The organism is Streptomyces murinus (assembly GCF_002154555.1).
GTDB classification, from domain to species: Bacteria; Actinomycetota; Actinomycetes; order Streptomycetales; family Streptomycetaceae; genus Streptomyces; species Streptomyces murinus.
Map to the genome: position 1 here is coordinate 1 of NZ_MUNF01000255.1, position 18328 is coordinate 18328.

An 18328-nucleotide genomic window follows, 5' to 3' on the forward strand; every position below is an offset into this window, starting at 1 on the left:
GACCGCGCCCGCCCCTTCCCACCCGATTCCCCTGAACCACCCCTGAGCCCGAGGGAGCACTGTCCCATGCCCAGATCCACCACGCCGCGAGTCCTCCAGGTCACCGGCCTCCTGGCCATCGCCGGGCTCGTCGCCACCGGATGCGCCAAGAACAAGACGGACAGTGCCCCCGCCGGCGCCGCCAAGGTCTCCGTCGAACTCGACGACAACGGCTGCCACGTCTCGCCGGACTCCGTGGCCGCGGGCCCGGTCACCTTCACGGTGAAGAACACCAAGGCCGACAAGGTCTCCGAGGCCGAACTGCTGCGCAACGACATCATTATGGGCGAGAAGGAGAACCTCTCCCCCGGTCTGTCCGGCACCTTCTCGCTGCATCTGAACGGCGGCAAGTACCAGGTCTACTGCCCCAACGCGAAGACCGAGAAGACCGCGTTCACCGTCACCGGCGCGGCGGCCAAGGCCTCGCAGGACCCCAAGGTCAAGGCCGATCTGGACCAGGCCGTCAGCGGCTACCAGAGCTACGTCGTCACCGAGGTCGACAAGCTGGTCCCGGCGACGAAGAAGTTCACCGACGCGGTCCGGGCCGGCGACATCCCCCGCGCGAAGCAGGCGTTCGCACCCGCCCGCTACTACTACGAAGAGGTCGAGCCGGTCGCCGAGAGCTTCGGCGACCTCGACCCCGACATCGACGCCCGGGTCAACGACGTCACGGACCAGTCCAAGTGGACCGGCTTCCACCGCCTGGAGAAGGCGCTGTGGCAGGACAAGTCCCTGACCGGCACGGCCCCGATCGCCGACAAGCTCGACGCCGACGTGGCGAAGCTCAAGTCGCTGGTGGCGAAGACGTCGTACCAGCCGGCCCAGCTCGCCAACGGCGCCACCGACCTGCTCAACGAGGTCGCCTCCAGCAAGATCACCGGTGAGGAGGACCGCTACAGCCACACCGACCTGTCCGACTTCGAGGCCAATGTCGTCGGCGGCGAGAAGGCGTTCGACCTGCTGAAGCCCGCCCTCACCCGGATCGACCCGGCGCTGGCGAAGACCGTCACCCAGCAGTACGCGAGCGTGCTCACCGCGCTCCAGCCCTACAAGAAGGGCTCCGGCTACGTGGACTACTCCACGGTCGGCGACGACAAGCGCCGCGTGCTCACCCAGAAGGTCGACGGACTGGCCGAACCGCTCTCCCAGGTCGCCGCCAAGGTGAACAGCTGATGGGCGAGCGCCATCACTCCCGCCGGGGGCTGCTCGCCCTCGGCGGGGCGGCCCTCGCGGGCGGAGCCGCCGCCGGGACCCTGACCGGCTGCCGGTCCGACTCCCACACCACCGCGGCCCCGGCCGACCGGGTCCCGTTCTACGGCACCCACCAGGCCGGCATCGCCACCCCCGCCCAGGACCGGCTGGCCTTCGCCACCTACGACATCACGGCGACCGGCAGCGTCCAGGAGAAGCGGACCGCCCTGCGCACCCTGCTGCAGACCTGGACCGCGGCCGCCGCAGCGATGACCCAGGGCCGCACCGTGCCGGGCGACAACACCGATCTCAACGCCCCGCCGGCCGACACCGGCGAGGCGTACGGGCTGCCCCCGGCCAACCTCACGATCACCTTCGGCCTCGGCACCTCGCTGTTCGACGACCGGTTCGGGCTCGCCGACCGGCGCCCGGCCGCGCTCGCGGACCTCCCGCATCTGCCCCCGGCCGACCTGGACCCGGACCGCAGCGGCGGCGACCTCGCGATCCAGGCGTGCGCCGACGATCCGCTCGTCGCCTTCCACGCCATCCGCAATCTGGCCCGGATCGGCCGGGACACCGTGGTCATGCGCTGGTCCCAGCTCGGCTTCGGAAAGGCCGCCTCCAACGGCGCCGACCAGCAGACCCCGCGCAACCTGATGGGCTTCAAGGACGGCACGCGCAACATCCACGGCGACGACACCGCCCTGATGGACCAGCACGTATGGGTCGGCAAGGAGACCGACCAGACGTGGATGCGCGGCGGCAGCTACCTGGTGGCCCGCCGGATCCAGATGCGGATCGAGGGCTGGGACCGCGACTACCTCGCCGACCAGCAGAACGTGTTCGGCCGCTACAAGTACTCCGGGGCCCCGCTGACCGGCTCGAAGGAATTCGACACCCCCGACTTCAAGGCCAAGGGCGCCGACGGCCAACCGGTCATCCCGGCCAAGGCGCACATACGGCTGGCCGCCCACGAGAACAACGGGGGCATCCGCATCCTGCGGCGCGGCTACTCCTTCACCGACGGCATCGTCGCGGCCAGCGGCGAACTGGACGCCGGGCTGTTCTTCATCGCCTTCCAGAAGGATCCGCGCGAGCAGTTCGTCGCGCTCCAGCGCAAGCTCGGCATGAACGACGCCCTCAACGAGTACATCCAGCACGTCGGTTCGGGCCTGTTCGCCTGCCCGCCCGGCGTCACCGCCCCCGGCCGCACCTGGGCCGAGGAACTGCTCGCCTGACGGACACGGCCCGCGCACCGGGCGGTTACGCCAGTGAGCCCCTTCCCGGACCGGGAAGGGGCTCACTCGTCACTCGGCCACCTCAGTGCGCGTGCCCGCTCGCCGCTGGCGCCGGACCGGCGTTCTTCACCGTCAACGGCAGCAGCTTCTTGCCCGTCGGGCCGATCTGGATGTGCGTGTCCATCTGCGGGCAGACACCGCAGTCGAAGCACGGGGTCCAGCGGCAGTCCTCGACCTCGGTCTCGTCGAGGGCGTCCTGCCAGTCCTCCCAGAGCCAGTCCTTGTCGAGACCGGAGTCGAGGTGGTCCCAGGGAAGGACCTCCTCGTAGGTGCGCTCGCGGGTGGTGTACCAGTCGACGTCCACGCCGTGGGCGGCGAGGGCCTTGTCGGCGCAGGCCATCCAGCGGTCGTAGGAGAAGTGCTCGCGCCAGCCGTCGAAGCGGCCGCCGTCCTCGTAGACGGCGCGGATGACATCGCCGATACGGCGGTCGCCGCGGGACAGCAGGCCCTCCACGATGCCGGGCTTGCCGTCGTGGTAGCGGAAGCCGATGGAACGGCCGTACTTCTTGTCGCCGCGGATCTTGTCGCGCAGCTTCTGGAGCCGTGCGTCCGTCTCCTCCGCCGACAGCTGCGGCGCCCACTGGAAGGGGGTGTGCGGCTTGGGCACGAAGCCGCCGATCGAGACGGTGCAGCGGATGTCGTTGGCCCCCGACACCTCGCGGCCCTTCTGGATGACATGCGTCGCCATGTCGGCGATCTGGAGCACGTCCTCGTCGGTCTCGGTGGGCAGGCCGCACATGAAGTACAGCTTCACCTGGCGCCAGCCGTTGCCGTAGGCCGTGGCGACCGTACGGATCAGGTCCTCCTCCGAGACCATCTTGTTGATGACCTTGCGCATGCGCTCGGAGCCGCCCTCGGGGGCGAAGGTCAGACCGGAGCGGCGGCCGTTGCGGGTCAGCTCGTTGGCCAGGTCGACGTTGAAGGCGTCCACGCGGGTGGAGGGCAGCGACAGGCCGATCTTGTCGTCCGTGTAGCGGTCCGCCAGGCCCTTGGCGATCTCGCCGATCTCCGAGTGGTCCGCGGAGGACAGGGAGAGCAGGCCCACCTCCTCGAAGCCCGTGGCGTTCAGACCGCGCTCCACCATGTCGCCGATGCCCGTGATCGAGCGCTCGCGCACCGGGCGGGTGATCATGCCCGCCTGGCAGAAGCGGCAGCCGCGGGTGCAGCCGCGGAAGATCTCCACCGACATGCGCTCATGGACGGTCTCGGCCAGCGGCACGAGGGGCTGCTTGGGGTACGGCCATTCGTCCAGGTCCATGACGGTGTGCTTGGAGACCCGCCACGGCACGCCCGACCTGTTCGGTACGACGCGGCCGATCCGGCCGTCGGGGAGGTACTCGACGTCGTAGAACGCCGGGATGTACACCGATCCCGTCTTCGCCAGCCGGAAGAGGACCTCCTCGCGGCCGCCGGGGCGGCCCTCGGCCTTCCACTCCCGGATGATCCGGGTCATGTCCAGCACGGCCTGCTCGCCGTCGCCGATGATCGCCGCGTCGATGAAGTCGGCGATCGGCTCCGGGTTGAACGCCGCGTGGCCGCCGGCCAGCACGATCGGATCGTCCTCGGTGCGGTCCCTGGACTCCAGCGGGATGCCGGCCAGGTCGAGGGCTGTGAGCATGTTCGTGTAGCCCAGCTCCGTGGAGAAGCTGAGGCCGAACACGTCGAACGCCTTCACCGGGCGGTGGCCGTCCACCGTGAACTGCGGGACGCGGTGCTCACGCATCAGCGCCTCCAGGTCCGGCCACACGCTGTACGTGCGCTCGGCGAGGACGCCGTTCTGTTCGTTGAGCACCTCGTAGAGGATCATGACGCCCTGGTTGGGCAGACCGACCTCGTAGGCGTCCGGGTACATGAGCGCCCAGCGGACGTCGCACTCGTCCCAGTCCTTGACGGTGGAGTTGAGTTCTCCGCCTACGTACTGGATCGGCTTCTGCACGTGCGGGAGCAGAGCTTCGAGCTGCGGGAAAACCGACTCGACAGGCATCTCGCGAACCTTCATGAGCTGACAGGGGTGACCATCCAGCGTAACCCGCCCGGGAGCCTCCTCCGAACGGTCAGCCGAGGAAGCGGTCCGCGGCCTTGCGCCACCGCTTCGGCAGCTCGGCCTCCGCAGCCGCCGCCCGCGCCTCCTCCCTGCCGTACAGCACCCCGTAGGGGAACGCGCTCTCCCCCGCCGCATGGGCCACCGCGGCCAGCTCGCGCAGGGTGTGGCGGGCCATGACGCTGTCCTGGTGGTCGCCGAGGAGGGTGGTGAGGGCCTTCATGGCGGCGGTGAGCTCGCGGGCGGGGGCGCCGAGGGCGTCGGTGGCGGCCTCGGCGGCGTACCGGGTGCGCTTGGCCTTCTTGCGGGCCTCGTGCAGGGCGAGGTCGCGCTCGGAGCCGGGCGGCAGCGCCAGCGCCCGCTCGACCAGGGTGGTGAGCCGCGCGAGGTCCTTCCGTACGGCCGCGCGGAGCACCTTCTTCGGTTTCCGCGCGGCCGCCGCGCGCAGCGGCGGGTCCGCGAGCAGGGCGTCCAGGGTGTTCAGCAGGGCGAGGTGGCGGGGGGAGTCCAGGACGCCGGTGAGGTGGGCGGGGGCGGCGGCGCCCTCGGCCCGGGCCCAGGAGGTGAGGCGCTCCTGGATCCGGCCGGTGGCCAGGGCGGGCGGAAGGGCGTCGAGGGCGCTGGTCAGCCGCTCGGCCAGCACCTCCTGGTCGCGGTCGACGCCCAGCTCGCCCGCGAGCCACTTCAGCTCGGCGGCGACGGGCTCGGTGACGGCGCGGTCGAGGACGGTACGGAAGGTGCGCAGGGTGCTGCGGGCGCGGCGGGTGGCGACCCGCATCCGGTGCACCGCGTCGGGGGTGTCGAGCCGTACGGCGGGGTCGAGGGCGACCAGGGCGTCCCGCTGGGCCCAGAAATAGGCAAGAACATGGTCGCCCGCGGTGACCGGCTCGGGGCGGGCGGCCGGCGGGCGGCGCAGGCCCCCGGTGAGTTCGAGGGCGCGGGCCAGTTTGGAGGGCGAGGCGGACGGTCGTACACCCGCCCTGGCCAGGCGTTTCTCCACCTGGTCGAGGAAGGCCGGGTCTCCTCCGTCGGCCAGCTCCACCTCGATCTCGGTCCACTGGACGGTCCCGCCCGCGCCGGTGAGCCGCTCGGCGGTCACCGCGTCCACGCTCGCCTCGGCCAGCCGGGCGCCGTCCGCGTCCACCAGATGGCGCACGTCCCGGGCGGAACGCAGCCGGACCAGCGGGACCGGCCGCGCCTCCCGGACCCGGGAGCGGACCAGGGCGGCGAGTTCCTCGGGGAGGGTGTCGGAGAGCGGGGCCCGGATCTCGTCGCGGACTCCGGGGGCGACCGGGAGCTTGAGGTGCCAGCCGGCGTCGGAGCCGCCGGTGCGGCGGCGCAGGGTGAGGGAGGCGGCGGCGAGGCGCTGGTCGGCGGTGTCGTAGTAGGTGGCGTCCAGCTCGACGAGGCCCTTGTCGAGTACGGCGGCCACCCCGCCGATGCCGGTCAGATCGGGCAACCCGCCCTCATCGGATTCGTACTTGCGCTCGATCTCGCGTTTCGTCTCCGCCATGAATTGAATCTAGTGCGCGGTGGGTGGATACGGCAGAGGGCGCCCCAAAGGACGCCCTCTGCCGTGGTGAGCCCTTATGCCGACATCGGCCGCTGCACCTTGATCGATTGCAGTAGTCCTACGGCCACCCACACCGCGAACATCGATGATCCGCCGTACGACACGAACGGCAGCGGCAGACCGGTGACCGGCATGATGCCGAGGGTCATGCCGATGTTCTCGAACGACTGGAAGGCGAACCAGGCCACGATGCCCGCGGCCACGATGGTGCCGTACAGCTCGGTCGAGTCCCGGGCGATCCGGCAGGCCCGCCACAGGATGACGCCGATCAGGAAGATGATGAAACCGGCGCCCAGGAAGCCCAGTTCCTCGCCCGCGACCGTGAACACGAAGTCGGTCTGCTGCTCGGGCACGAACTGGCCGGTGGTCTGCGAGCCGTGGAACAGCCCGGCGCCGGTCAGTCCGCCGGAGCCGATGGCGATGCGGGCCTGGTTGGTGTTGTAGCCGACGCCGGCCGGGTCGAGGTCCGGGTTGGCGAAGGCCGCGAAGCGGTTGATCTGGTACTGGTCCAGGATGTGCAGCTGCCAGATGGCGATACAGCCGACCACACCGGTGGCGAGCAGCCCGAACACCCAGCGGTTGGAGGAGCCGGAGGCGAGCAGCACGCCCAGGATGATGGCCACCATCGCCAGCACCGAGCCGAGGTCCGGCATCAGCAGCAGGATCATGCAGGGCACGGCGGCAAGTCCCAGGGACTGCGCCACGGTGCGGTGGTCCGGGAACGGCTTGTCGCCCGCGTCCACCCGCGCGGACAGCAGCATCGCCATGCCGAGGATGATCGCGATCTTGAGGAACTCGGCGGGCTGGACGGAGAAGCCGCCGATCACGATCCAGTTGCGCTGGCCGTTGATGGTCGCGCCGAGCGGGGTGAGCACCACCAGGGCGAGCAGGACCGAGGCGCCGTAGAGGACCGGCACCGCGTTGCGCAGGGCGCGGTGGCCCAGCCAGAGGGTGGCGAGCATCAGGGCGAACCCGATGCCCAGGTTCATCAGATGCCGCTCCAGGAAGAAGTACGGGTCTCCCTGGTTGATCTCGGTGCGGTTGCGGGTCGCCGAGAAGACCAGCATCGAGCCCATCAGCGACAGGGCGATCGCGGACAGCAGTATCGGCCAGTCCAGGCGCCGCGCCAGCGAGTCGCGGGCGAAGAGCCTGGTCCAGCCGGCCCGCGCGGGTCCGTACCCGGAGACGGAGAAGCTGTTCGCGCCGGTCATGAGGGCATCCTCCGGCTCCCCCGCTTACGGCGCGGGCGCCTTCGGGTGTTGCTGTTGCCGTTGTCCGTGGGTGGGGCGGTACCGGCGGGCTGCTGCTGGTCGCTGCCGTTGCTCGGGTTGTTCTTCTGGGCGGCCTCGGTGTCCTTCGCCGCGTCCTTGGGGACCGCAGGGGCGACGATGGTGCCGTCCGTGCGGACCTTCGGCAGGGACGCCTGCGGCTCGGGCAGGAACGCCTTCTTCTGGTCGATGGAGCCGTCGCCCTGGACGCCGTAGAGCGCGCTGTAGATATTGCGCACGGCCTCACCGGAGGCACCGGAACCCGTACCGGCCTGGGCGATCGTCATGATCACCGTGTAGTCCTTGGAGTAGGTGGCCATCCAGGAGGTGGTCTGCTTGCCGTAGACCTCCGCCGTACCGGTCTTGCCGTGCAGCGGGATCTTGTCCTGCGGCCAGCCGCTGAACTTCCACGCGGCCGTACCCCGGGTGATGACGCCCGCGAAGGCGTCGTCCATGCCCTTGAGGGTGGCCTGGGTGATCGGCAGCTTGCGCTGTACCTGGGGCTTGATCTCCTGGACGGTCTTGCCGTCGGGGCTGATGATCGCCTTGCCGATGGTCGGGACGTACTCGGTGCCGCCGTTGGCGACGGCGCCGTAGATCATCGCCTCCTGGATCGGGGTGACGAGGGTGTCGCCCTGGCCGATGGAGTAGTTGATCTCGTCACCCTCGCGCATCTTGTCGCCTTCGAGGCAGTTCTCGTAGGCGATCTTCTCGACGTAGGTGCCGTCCTTCTTGCCGGTCTTGCACCAGGAATCCTTGTTGGCCTTCCAGTAGTCCAGCTTCCACTGGCGGTCCGGGACCCGGCCGCCCACCTCGTTGGGCAGGTCGACGCCGGTCGGCTTGCCGAGTCCGAACTGGTGGGCGGTCTTGAAGAAGTAGTCCTTCGGCTGGCCCTTCTTCGGGTTGATGCCGCCGTCCCGCTTCCACTCCTTGTCCGCGATGCCGTAGAACACGGTGTCGCAGGAGACCTCCAGGGCGCGGCCCAGCGAGATGTCGCCGAAGTTCTCGCCCTCGAAGTTCTTGAAGATCTGGTTGCCCACCCGGTAGTCGCTGGTGCAGGGGTAGCCGCCGTCCCACGCGTAGCCCGCCTGGACGGCGGCGGCCGTGGAGACCACCTTGAAGGTCGAGCCGGGCGCCGCCTGACCCTGTATGGCCCGGTTGAGCAGCGGGTAGTCGGAGTTCTTGCCGGTGAGGGCCTTGTAGTCCTTGGCGGAGATGCCGCCCACCCAGGCGTTCGGGTCGTACGTGGGCGCCGAGGCCATGGCGACGATGCGGCCGGTCTTGGCCTCCATCACCACGACGGCGCCGGAGTCGGCCTTGTAGTTCTCACCGGTGATGGAGTCGAACTGGGTGCGGGCGGCCTTCATCGCCTTGTCCAGTTCGTACTCCGCGACGCGCTGGACGCGGGAGTCGATGCTGGTGACCACGTTCGAACCGGGCTCGGCCGCGTCCGACTTGGCCTTGCCGATGACCCGGCCGAGATTGTCCACCTCGTAGCGGGTCACGCCGGCCTTGCCGCGCAGCTCCTTGTCGTACTCCCGCTCCAGGCCCGAGCGGCCGACCATGTCCGAGCGCAGATAGGGCGAGCTGGTGTCCTTGGCCTTCTGGATCTCGTCGTCGGTGACCGGCGAGAGATAGCCGAGGACCTGCGCGGTGTTGGACTTGCCGGGGCTCGGATAGCGGCGCACGGCCTCGGGCTCGGCGGTGATGCCGGGGAAGTCCTCGGAGCGCTCGCGGATCTGCAGGGCCTGGCGGGGCGTGGCCTTGTCGGTGATCGGGATCGGCTGGTACGGCGATCCGTTCCAGCAGGGCTGGGGGGTCTTGGCGTCGCAGAGGCGGACCTTCTGCATGACGTCCTCGGTCGACATGCCGAGGACCCCGGCCAGCTTGGCCAGGACCGCCTTGCCGTCGTCCTTCTGCTTGAGCAGATCGGTACGGGAGGCGGAGACCACCAGCCGGGTCTCGTTGTCCGCGAGGGGCACGCCGCGGGCGTCCAGGATCTCGCCGCGCACGGCGGGCTGGACGACCTGCTGGACGTGGTTGCCCGACGCCTCCTTCTGGTACTGCGCGCCCTCCCGGATCTGGAGGTACCACAGCCGGCCGCCGAGCGTGCCGAGCAGGGAGAGGACGAGGATCTGGATCACGACGAGCCGGATCTGGACCCGTGGGGTCCGGCCGGTCTCGGGGATGTTGGTCACTGCGGGCTGCTCCCCCTCTCAGCGCACGGACGTCCGGACGCGCGGCGCGTGTGTGCGACCGGACCGCGCGCGTACGAATGATGAACGATCAGTCTGTGAGCCCGCGTTCCGCGAAAGCCGACCCGTACGAGTGAATGTGCATGGCCCGGGCTCTCCGGGGGTCCGGCAACCGTTCACAGCCGCTTGACCCCCTTGATCCGGCCGACCCGGGCGGAGCGGGTGCGGGCCTTGGCCTTGAGCGCGCCGAGGCCGCCGCGCTGGCTGCCGATGCGCAGCCCGGTGCCGGAGGACAGCCAGCCCGAGGAGATGTCGGCCGCCTTGGCGCTGGTGGCGGTGGTCTCGGCCAGCGGATCGTTGTCGCAGCGGCGGGCCAGCCACATCACCGCCGGCACCACGAACGGGGCCAGCAGCAGGTCGTACAAGGCGGCCGAGAACAGCAGTCCGGGCAGCCCGACATGGCGGGCGGCGGTGTCGCCGACCAGGGCGCCCACCCCGGCGTACAGCAGCGTGGAGCCGATCGCGGCGGCGACGACCACGGCCATCGGGCCGGTCGCCGACCTCAGCCGGCCGTTCTCCGGCTTGACCAGCCCGGCGAAGTAGCCGGTCACACAGAGCACCAGGGCGTAGCGGCCCGCCGCATGGTCCGCGGGCGGGGCCAGGTCGGCCAGCAGACCGGCCGCGAACCCCACGAGGGCGCCGCCGACATGGCCGTACACCATAGCGAGGCCGAGGACGGTCAGGAGCAGCAGATCGGGGACGGCGCCCGGCAGATGGAGGCGGGCGAGGACGCTCACCTGGATCACCAGGGCGACCACGACCAGCGGCACGGAGAGCAGGATCCGGTTGACACGCATGGGGATTGAGCTCCTACGGCTGCTCGTCGGTCTGCGGTTCGTCGGTCTGGGACGGGTCGGACGGCGACTGGTCGCTCTGCGACTGATCGCTCTGCCCGCCGTCCTGGTTCGCGCCCGCGGACGGGGTGACCGTGACGGTCACCGTGGGCGTCGGGACCGGCCTGGGCTTGCTCGGCAGGACCTCGTCGCGCGGGTCCTTCTTCGGCGCCTGGACGACCACGCCGACGATGTCGAGCTTGGTGAAGCTGACGTACGGGGTGACGTACAGGGTGCGGGTCAAACCGCCGCCGGAGGGGTCGACACGCGAGACCACACCGACCGGAACCCCCGGCACGAACGGCTTGTCGGACTCCGAGCCGAAGGTGACCAGGCGGTCGCCCTTCTTCACCTCGGCCTTGCCGTTGAGGAGTTGGACGCGCAGCGGGCGGTCGCCCTGCCCGGAGGCGAAGCCGAGTTCGTCGCTGCCCTCCATCCGGGTGCCGACGGTGAAGTCCGGGTCGTTGGCGAGCAGCACGGTGGAGGTGTCGGGCCCGACCGTGGTGACCCGGCCGACCAGGCCGTCGGCGTTCAGGACGGTCATGTCCCGCTTGATGCCGTCGCTCGCGCCGACGTCGATGGTGACGGTCCAGGAGAAGCCCTGCGCCGACCCTATGGCAACGACCTGGGCGCCCTTGATGCCGTACTGGCCCTCACCGGCGAGCTTCAGCATGCTGTCGAGCTGGTTGAGACGGCTGCGGCTGCGGTCGTCGCTGCCGAGCTTCGCCTTGAGGGCCGCGTTCTCCTTCTCCAGCGTGGCGAGCCTGCTGTGCCGTTCGCCCGAGTCGCGGATCGCGGAGACGGCGTTGCCGACCGGGTCGACCGCCGAGGACAGTCCGTCCTCCACCGGGCCGAACACGGTGGCCGCGGCCTGCCGGGCACCGTCGACCGGGGAGTTCCGGCCCCCTCGGATATCCACGGTGATCAACGCGAACGCGACGGCGATCAGCAGGACCAGGAGCAGCCGGCTCTCTTTGGTGTCCCTCACGTGCGGCGGCCGTGCCCTTCCTCAAGTAGGAATTCGTCGGACCCCCGGAAAAAGCGCGAAAGGTGCGGCGCAAATCCAAGCGGCCCATTTGGGGGAGCTTATGCCTCTATATCAACGATCCGCCGTACGAGAGGAGAACGTCTCGTACGGCGGAATCGATGCGCCGTGTCATCGACGCGGCTGCGCGTCCAGAACCTGCTGGAGCGCCTCGAACTCCTCGACGCACTTTCCGGATCCGAGCGCCACGCTGTCCAGCGGGTCCTCGGCGATATGGATCGGCATACCGGTCTCGCGGCGCAGCCGCTCGTCCAGGCCGCGCAGCAGGGCGCCGCCGCCGGTCAGCACGATGCCCCGGTCCATGATGTCGCCGGACAGCTCCGGCGGGCACTTGTCGAGGGTCGTCTTGACCGCGTCCACGATCGCGTTGACCGGTTCCTCGATCGCCTTGCGGACCTCGGCGGCCGAGATGACGACGGTCTTGGGCAGCCCGGACACCAGGTCCCGGCCGCGGACTTCGGTGTGCTCGTCGGAGTCGAGTGCGTACGCGGAACCGATGGTGATCTTGATCTGCTCGGCGGTGCGCTCACCCAGGAGAAGGCTGTACTCCTTCTTGATGTACTGGATGATCGCGTTGTCCAGCTCGTCGCCCGCCACCCGGATCGACTGGGCGGTGACGATGCCGCCGAGGGAGATGACCGCGACCTCCGTGGTGCCGCCGCCGATGTCCACCACCATGTTGCCCGTGGCCTCATGGACCGGCAGGCCGGAGCCGATGGCCGCGGCCATGGGCTCCTCGATGATGTGCACCTGGCGGGCGCCCGCCTGGGTGGAGGCCTCGATGACCGCGCGGCGCTCGACGCCCGTGATGCCCGAGGGCACACAGACCACGACGCGCGGGCGGGCCAGATACCGGCGCTTGTGGATCTTCAGGATGAAGTAGCGCAGCATCCGCTCGGTGATCTCGAAGTCGGCGATGACGCCGTCCTTCAGCGGCCGGACCGCCACGATGTTCCCCGGCGTCCGGCCGATCATCTTCTTCGCTTCGGCGCCGACCGCCAGGATGCCACCGGTGTTGGTGTTGATCGCGACGACGGACGGCTCGTTGAGTACGATTCCGCGACCCCTGACGTACACCAGCGTGTTGGCGGTCCCGAGGTCGACAGCCATGTCACGGCCGATGAACGACATTGAGTTCCCCATCCGGATTCATCTGGCCTTCCTGAGCTTTTGAGGGCATGTCAGGCAGGCGAGGCGGGTGCTGTGACGTGAAGGCTTCCATCGTAAACGCGCCTGCACGAACACTGCGCGAGGGTCTCCGCCATTGTCACCAGATGGCGGGCCGCCCCGCTTGTGGAGACGGGCGTTCGGGGGCGCCCGTTCCCTCTATCGCCGGTATTACGCGCGGCCCGGGAAGAAGATCTTCACCTCGCGCTCGGCGGACTCCTCGGAGTCGGAGGCGTGGATCAGGTTCTCCCGGACGATGACGCCGAAGTCGCCGCGGATGGAGCCGGGCTGGGCGGCGATCGGGTCGGTCGGACCGGCGAGCGCGCGCACGCCCTCGATGACCCGCTCGCCCTCGACGATCAGGGCGACGACCGGACCGGAGGACATGAACGCGACCAGCGGCTCGTAGAAGGGCTTGCCCTTGTGCTCGCCGTAGTGCTGCTCCAGCGTGTCCTGGTCCAGGGAGCGCAGTTCCAGCGCGGTGATCTGCCAGCCGGCCTTGCGCTCGATACGGCTGATGATCTCGCCGGTCAGGCCGCGACGGACGGCGTCGGGCTTGAGCAGGACGAGGGTGCGCTGGCTCACGAGGGGACTCCTTACGCGTGGGACGTGTGCGGTGGGACGAGGCTACAGGGCGTATCCGGGCGCCCGTTACGCAGCGTCAGCCGAGGACTCGGCCTGGGCCGCGAACCGGGCCTTGGCCTCGTCCACCTTTCGCCCGAAGTGCACCGAAGCCCACCACAGGGCGGCGAACACCACGCCCATGAAGTACATGGTCGGCACGAAGACACCGGAGGCGATCAGGGCGATCTGGAGGGCCCAGCCGAGGGCGACGCCCCCGGGCCGGGTCACCATGCCGCACAGCAGCACACACAGGGCCATGGCGATGCCGCTGACCAGCCAGACGGTGGAGACCGACAGGCTCGGGTCCTTCATGGCGACCAGACCGGCGAAACCGATGACGAAGAACTCGCCGATCAGCGTGGATGAACAGAGCGTACGCACGTCGGACTCCTCAGCCCTTGCCCAGCAGCAGCCGGGCCTCGCCGACCGTGATGACGGAACCGGTGACCAGCACACCGCCGCCCGCGAACTCGCCCTCCTCCTCGGCCAGCGTGATCGCGGCCTCCAGGGCGTCGGGCAGTCGCGGCTCGACCTGGACCCGCTCGTCACCGAAGACCTCGACGGCGATGGCGGCCAGTTCGTCCGCGTCCATGGCGCGGTGGCTGGAGTTCTGGGTGACGACGACCTCGGCGAAGATCGGCTCGAAGGCCTCCAGCAGCCCGCGCACGTTCTTGTCGCCGCTCGCGCCGACCACGCCGATCAGCCGCGTGAAGTCGAACGCCTCGCGCACCGCCTCGGCGGCGGCCTCGGCGCCGGCCGGGTTGTGCGCGGCGTCCAGGACGACGGTGGGAGAGCGTCGTACGACCTCCAGGCGGCCCGGCGAGGAGACGGCGGCGAACGCCTTGCGGACGGTGTCGATGTCCAGCGGCTCGGCGCGCTGGGCGCCGACGCCGAAGAAGGCCTCCACGGCGGCGAGCGCCACGGCCGCGTTGTGCGCCTGGTGGGCGCCGTGCAGCGGGAGGTAGACCTCGGGGTACTCGCCGCCGAGGCCGCGCAGGGTGAGCATCTGTCCGCCGACGGCGACCTGACGGGCCACGACGCCGAACTCCAGGCCCTCGCGGGCCACGGTGGCGTCGACCTCCACGGCCTTCTTCAGCAGCACCTGGGCGGCGTCCACGGGCTGCTGGGCCAGGATGACGGTGGCGCCCTGCTTGATGACGCCGGCCTTCTCACCGGCGATCTCGCCGGTGGTCTCGCCGAGGCGGTCGGTGTGGTCCAGGCCGATCGGGGTGACGACGGCGACATCGCCGTCGATCACATTGGTGGCGTCCCAGGAGCCGCCCATGCCGACCTCCACGACGGCCACGTCGACCGGCGCGTCCGCGAAGGCGGCGTACGCCATGCCGGTGAGGACCTCGAAGAAGGACAGCCGGTACTCCTGGGCGGCGTCCACCATCTCGATGTACGGCTTGATGTCCTGGTACGTCTCGATGAAGCGCTCGGCGGCGACCGGGGCGCCGTCCAGGCTGATCCGCTCGGTGATCGACTGCACATGGGGGCTGGTGTAGCGGCCGGTGCGCAGCTCGAAGGCGCCGAGCAGGCACTCGATCATGCGGGCGGTGGAGGTCTTGCCGTTCGTACCCGTGATGTGGATCGAGGGATACGAGCGCTGGGGGTCGCCCAGCACGTCCATCAGCGCGGAGATCCTGCTGACCGAGGGCTCCAGCTTGGTCTCGCCCCAGCGGGTCGCCAGCTCCGCCTCGACCTCGCGCAGCGCCTTGTCGACTTCCGGGTCCTCGGGCCGCGCGGGCACATCGGCCCCCGGCGCGCCGCCCTGGGTACGCAGGGTACGGCTGCCTGCCTCGATGACGGCGAGGTCGGGGTCGCGGTCGGTCTCGGCCTCGATGATCTCCTCGAACGGGTCGAGGGGATCGGGCTGGTCGTTCTCGTGCGGGAGGTCGCTCACGGGTATCAGTCTACGGAGGCGCTGAGAGGCTTGCGGCGCCGGTTCGAAGGCGGCTGATCGTCACACCCGGCCGCGGGCCCCCCATGGCTTGTCGCGCAGTTCCCCGCGCCCCTGAGGGCACCGATGGTCCCGGCACCTCATCGGTACCGGGGCCTTCGGCAACGCAAAACGTTTTGCGCTCCCGGCGGCTTCTCAGCCTCTGAGGGGGCGGAAATCCCGGCGCCTCACCGGGGTCAGCGCCCACCGGGGCGCCGAGCCGACGCAGGCTCCGGGTGGATCCCGACACCAGAAACGCCGGAAAACCGGCGCCTCGTCGGCACGAGAGCGGTCGGCAGCGCAAAACGACTTACGCTTCCGGCGGCTTCCCGGCCCTGAAGACGCCCGAGGGCCCCGGCACCTCACCGGTACCGGGGCCCTCGGCCTGCATAAAACGGCTCACGCTGCCGGCAGCTTCTCCAGCTGAGACTGGATGCGGGTGATGTCGTTCTCCGCCTTGGTGAGGCGGGTGCGGATCTTGTCGACCACGTTGTCCGGGGCCTTGGCGAGGAAGGCCTCGTTGCCCAGCTTGGCGGTGGCCTGGGCCTTTTCCTTCTCGGCGGCGGCCAGGTCCTTCGCGAGGCGCTTGCGTTCGGCGGCCACGTCGATCGTGCCGGAGAGGTCGAGCGCGACCTCGGCGCCGGCGATCGGCAGGGTGGCCGTCGCCGTGAAGGAGTCGCCCTCCGGCTGGAGGCGCAGCAGCTGGCGGATGGCCGCCTCGTGCGGCGCCAGCGCCGTGCCGTCCAGGGTCAGCCGGGCCGGGACCCGCTGGCCGGGCTGGAGGCCCTGGTCGGCGCGGAAGCGGCGGACCTCGGTGATCACGGACTGGAGCGCGGAGATCTCCTGCTCGGCGGCCGCGTCACGGAAGCCGCTGTCGGTCGGCCACTCGGCGATGACGATCGACTCGCCGCCGGTCAGCGTCGTCCACAGCGTCTCCGTGACGAACGGGACCACCGGGTGCAGCAGCTTCAGGGTGACGTCCAGGACCTCACCCAGGACCCGCTTGGAGACCTCGGCCTGCTCGCCGCCCGCCTGGAAGACGGTCTTGGACAGCTCGACGTACCAGTCGAAGACCTCGTCCCACGCGAAGTGGAAGAGGGCGTCCGACAGCTTGGCGAACTGGAAGTCCTCGTACAGCGCGTCGACTTCGGCCACGACCGAGTTGAGGCGGGAGAGGATCCAGCGGTCCGTCGCCGAGAGCTTCGACGCCTCGGGCAGCGGGCCCTCGACCGTCGCGCCGTTCATCAGCGCGAAGCGGGTGGCGTTCCAGATCTTGTTGGCGAAGTTGCGCGAGCCCTGGACCCAGTCCTCGCCGATCGGCACGTCGACGCCCGGGTTGGCGCCGCGGGCCAGCGTGAAGCGCAGGGCGTCGCTGCCGTACTTGTCCATCCAGTCCAGCGGGTTGACCGCGTTGCCGAAGGACTTCGACATCTTCTTGCCGAACTGGTCGCGGACCATGCCGTGCAGGACGACGGTGTGGAACGGCGGGGTGCCGTCCATCGCGTACAGACCGAACATCATCATCCGGGCGACCCAGAAGAAGAGGATGTCGTAGCCGGTGACCAGGACGGAGTTCGGGTAGAACTTCGCGAGCGACTCGGTCTGTTCGGGCCAGCCGAGCGTGGAGAAGGGCCACAGGCCGGAGGAGAACCAGGTGTCGAGGACGTCGGCGTCCTGGTGCCAGCCCTCGCCGGCGGGCGGCTGCTCGCCGGGACCGACGCAGACGACTTCGCCCTCGGGGCCGTACCACACCGGGATCCGGTGGCCCCACCACAACTGCCGCGAGATGCACCAGTCGTGGAGGTTGTCGACCCAGTCGAAGTACCGCTTCTCCATCTCCTGCGGATGGATCTTGACCTTGCCCTCGCGGACCGCGTCACCCGCGGCCTTGGCGAGCGGGCCGACCTTGACCCACCACTGCATGGACAGCCGCGGCTCGATGGTGGTCTTGCAGCGCGAGCAGTGGCCGACGGAGTGGACGTACGGCCGCTTCTCGGCGACGATCCGGCCCTCGGCGCGCAGCGCGGCCACGATGGCGGAGCGGGCCTCCAGGCGGTCCATGCCCTGGAAGGGGCCGTGCACGGTGATCACGGCGTGCTCGTCCATCACGGTGATGGACGGCAGGTCGTGGCGCTGGCCGATCTCGAAGTCGTTCGGGTCGTGCGCCGGGGTCACCTTGACGGCGCCGGTGCCGAACTCGGGGTCGACATGGGCGTCGGCGACGACCGGGATGGAGCGGTCGGTCAGCGGGAGCTTGATGAGCTTGCCGACCAGGTGCTGGTAGCGCTCGTCCTCGGGGTGGACGGCGACGGCCGTGTCACCGAGCATCGTCTCGGCACGGGTGGTGGCGACGACGATGGCGTCGTCCCCCTCGCCGTACTTCATGGAGACAAGTTCGCCGTCGTCGTCCTGGTACTCCACCTCGATGTCCGAGATGGCCGTCAGACAGCGGGGGCACCAGTTGATGATGCGCTCGGCGCGGTAGATCAGCTCGTCGTCGTACAGGCGCTTGAAGATGGTCTGGACGGCCTGGGAGAGGCCCTCGTCCATGGTGAAGCGCTCACGGGACCAGTCGACGCCTTCACCGAGGCGGCGCATCTGGCCGGAGATCTGGCCGCCGGACTCGCCCTTCCACTTCCAGACGCGCTCGACGAAGGCCTCGCGGCCCAGGTCGTGGCGGGACTTGCCCTCCTTGCCGAGCTCGCGCTCGACCACGTTCTGGGTGGCGATGCCGGCGTGGTCCATGCCGGGCTGCCACAGGGTCTCGTAGCCCTGCATGCGCTTGCGGCGGGTCAGGGCGTCGATGAGCGTGTGCTCGAAGGCGTGGCCCAGGTGGAGGGAGCCGGTGACGTTGGGCGGCGGGATGACGACGGTGTACGGCGGCTTCTCGCTCTTCGCGTCCGCCTCGAAGTACCCCCGTTCTACCCAGCGCTCGTACAGCGGCCCCTCTACATCGGCCGGCGCGTACTGGGTCGGCAGTTCGGTGTCGGGCGCGGATGGCTGCTGCTGAGCGTTCTCGGTCACAGGGGTCAGTTTAGAGGGGTCACGGGCC

13 protein-coding genes are annotated in these 18328 nt (G+C 69.8%); 2 read left to right on the top strand and 11 right to left on the bottom strand.

All coding sequences use genetic code 11. The features are described from left to right. Nucleotides 1-66 precede the first annotated feature (66 nt). Together efeO and efeB are read left to right on the top strand one after the other, a co-directional pair. On the top strand, nucleotides 67-1212 hold the full coding sequence (gene efeO / locus CCN72_RS16990; protein ID WP_086808255.1) for an iron uptake system protein EfeO: 1146 nt from the start codon (nucleotides 67-69) through the stop codon (nucleotides 1210-1212). Continuing rightward, nucleotides 1212-2468, top strand: coding sequence for an iron uptake transporter deferrochelatase/peroxidase subunit (gene efeB, locus CCN72_RS16995; protein ID WP_086808256.1), 1257 nt, complete (start codon nucleotides 1212-1214; stop codon nucleotides 2466-2468). Before efeO ends, efeB begins: the two co-directional genes overlap by 1 nt. 82 nt (nucleotides 2469-2550) lie before the next feature. Here the strand turns inward: efeB and CCN72_RS17000 are convergent, their stop codons facing one another. The 11 genes from CCN72_RS17000 to CCN72_RS17050 form a co-directional block, all read right to left on the bottom strand. Continuing rightward, on the bottom strand, nucleotides 2551-4512 hold the full coding sequence (locus tag CCN72_RS17000; RefSeq protein WP_086808257.1) for a TIGR03960 family B12-binding radical SAM protein: 1962 nt from the start codon (nucleotides 4510-4512) through the stop codon (nucleotides 2551-2553). Between the two features lie 70 nt (nucleotides 4513-4582). Next, nucleotides 4583-6082 (bottom strand): CYTH and CHAD domain-containing protein, encoded by a 1500-nt coding sequence (locus tag CCN72_RS17005; RefSeq protein WP_086808258.1) that lies wholly within the window; start codon nucleotides 6080-6082, stop codon nucleotides 4583-4585. Nucleotides 6083-6156: 74 nt separating this feature from the next. Beyond that, on the bottom strand, nucleotides 6157-7353 hold the full coding sequence (gene rodA / locus CCN72_RS17010; protein WP_085564718.1) for a rod shape-determining protein RodA: 1197 nt from the start codon (nucleotides 7351-7353) through the stop codon (nucleotides 6157-6159). After that, complete coding sequence (gene mrdA / locus CCN72_RS17015; protein ID WP_085564719.1) at nucleotides 7350-9608, bottom strand: penicillin-binding protein 2; 2259 nt, start codon at nucleotides 9606-9608, stop codon at nucleotides 7350-7352. The genes rodA and mrdA overlap by 4 nt, the downstream gene beginning before the upstream one ends. A gap of 173 nt (nucleotides 9609-9781) precedes the next feature. Continuing rightward, nucleotides 9782-10462 carry a rod shape-determining protein MreD gene (mreD, locus tag CCN72_RS17020; RefSeq protein WP_037651842.1) on the bottom strand — a complete coding sequence of 227 codons (681 nt, stop codon included), beginning with the start codon at nucleotides 10460-10462 and terminating at the stop codon, nucleotides 9782-9784. A gap of 13 nt (nucleotides 10463-10475) precedes the next feature. After that, nucleotides 10476-11486: a rod shape-determining protein MreC gene (gene mreC / locus CCN72_RS17025; protein WP_086808259.1), complete on the bottom strand. Its 1011-nt coding sequence runs from the start codon at nucleotides 11484-11486 to the stop codon at nucleotides 10476-10478. A 168-nt stretch (nucleotides 11487-11654) separates the two neighbouring features. Beyond that, nucleotides 11655-12674, bottom strand: coding sequence for a rod shape-determining protein (locus tag CCN72_RS17030; protein ID WP_086808260.1), 1020 nt, complete (start codon nucleotides 12672-12674; stop codon nucleotides 11655-11657). Between the two features lie 207 nt (nucleotides 12675-12881). Continuing rightward, nucleotides 12882-13295 (bottom strand): nucleoside-diphosphate kinase, encoded by a 414-nt coding sequence (gene ndk / locus CCN72_RS17035; protein WP_085564722.1) that lies wholly within the window; start codon nucleotides 13293-13295, stop codon nucleotides 12882-12884. A 66-nt stretch (nucleotides 13296-13361) separates the two neighbouring features. Beyond that, nucleotides 13362-13715 (bottom strand): DUF4233 domain-containing protein, encoded by a 354-nt coding sequence (locus CCN72_RS17040; RefSeq protein WP_086808261.1) that lies wholly within the window; start codon nucleotides 13713-13715, stop codon nucleotides 13362-13364. Nucleotides 13716-13725: 10 nt separating this feature from the next. Then, complete coding sequence (gene folC / locus CCN72_RS17045) at nucleotides 13726-15240, bottom strand: bifunctional tetrahydrofolate synthase/dihydrofolate synthase (RefSeq protein ID WP_086808262.1); 1515 nt, start codon at nucleotides 15238-15240, stop codon at nucleotides 13726-13728. Nucleotides 15241-15675: 435 nt separating this feature from the next. After that, a complete protein-coding gene (locus tag CCN72_RS17050; RefSeq protein WP_086808263.1) occupies nucleotides 15676-18300 on the bottom strand; it encodes a valine--tRNA ligase in 2625 nt (874 codons plus the stop codon). Nucleotides 18301-18328 lie beyond the last annotated feature (28 nt).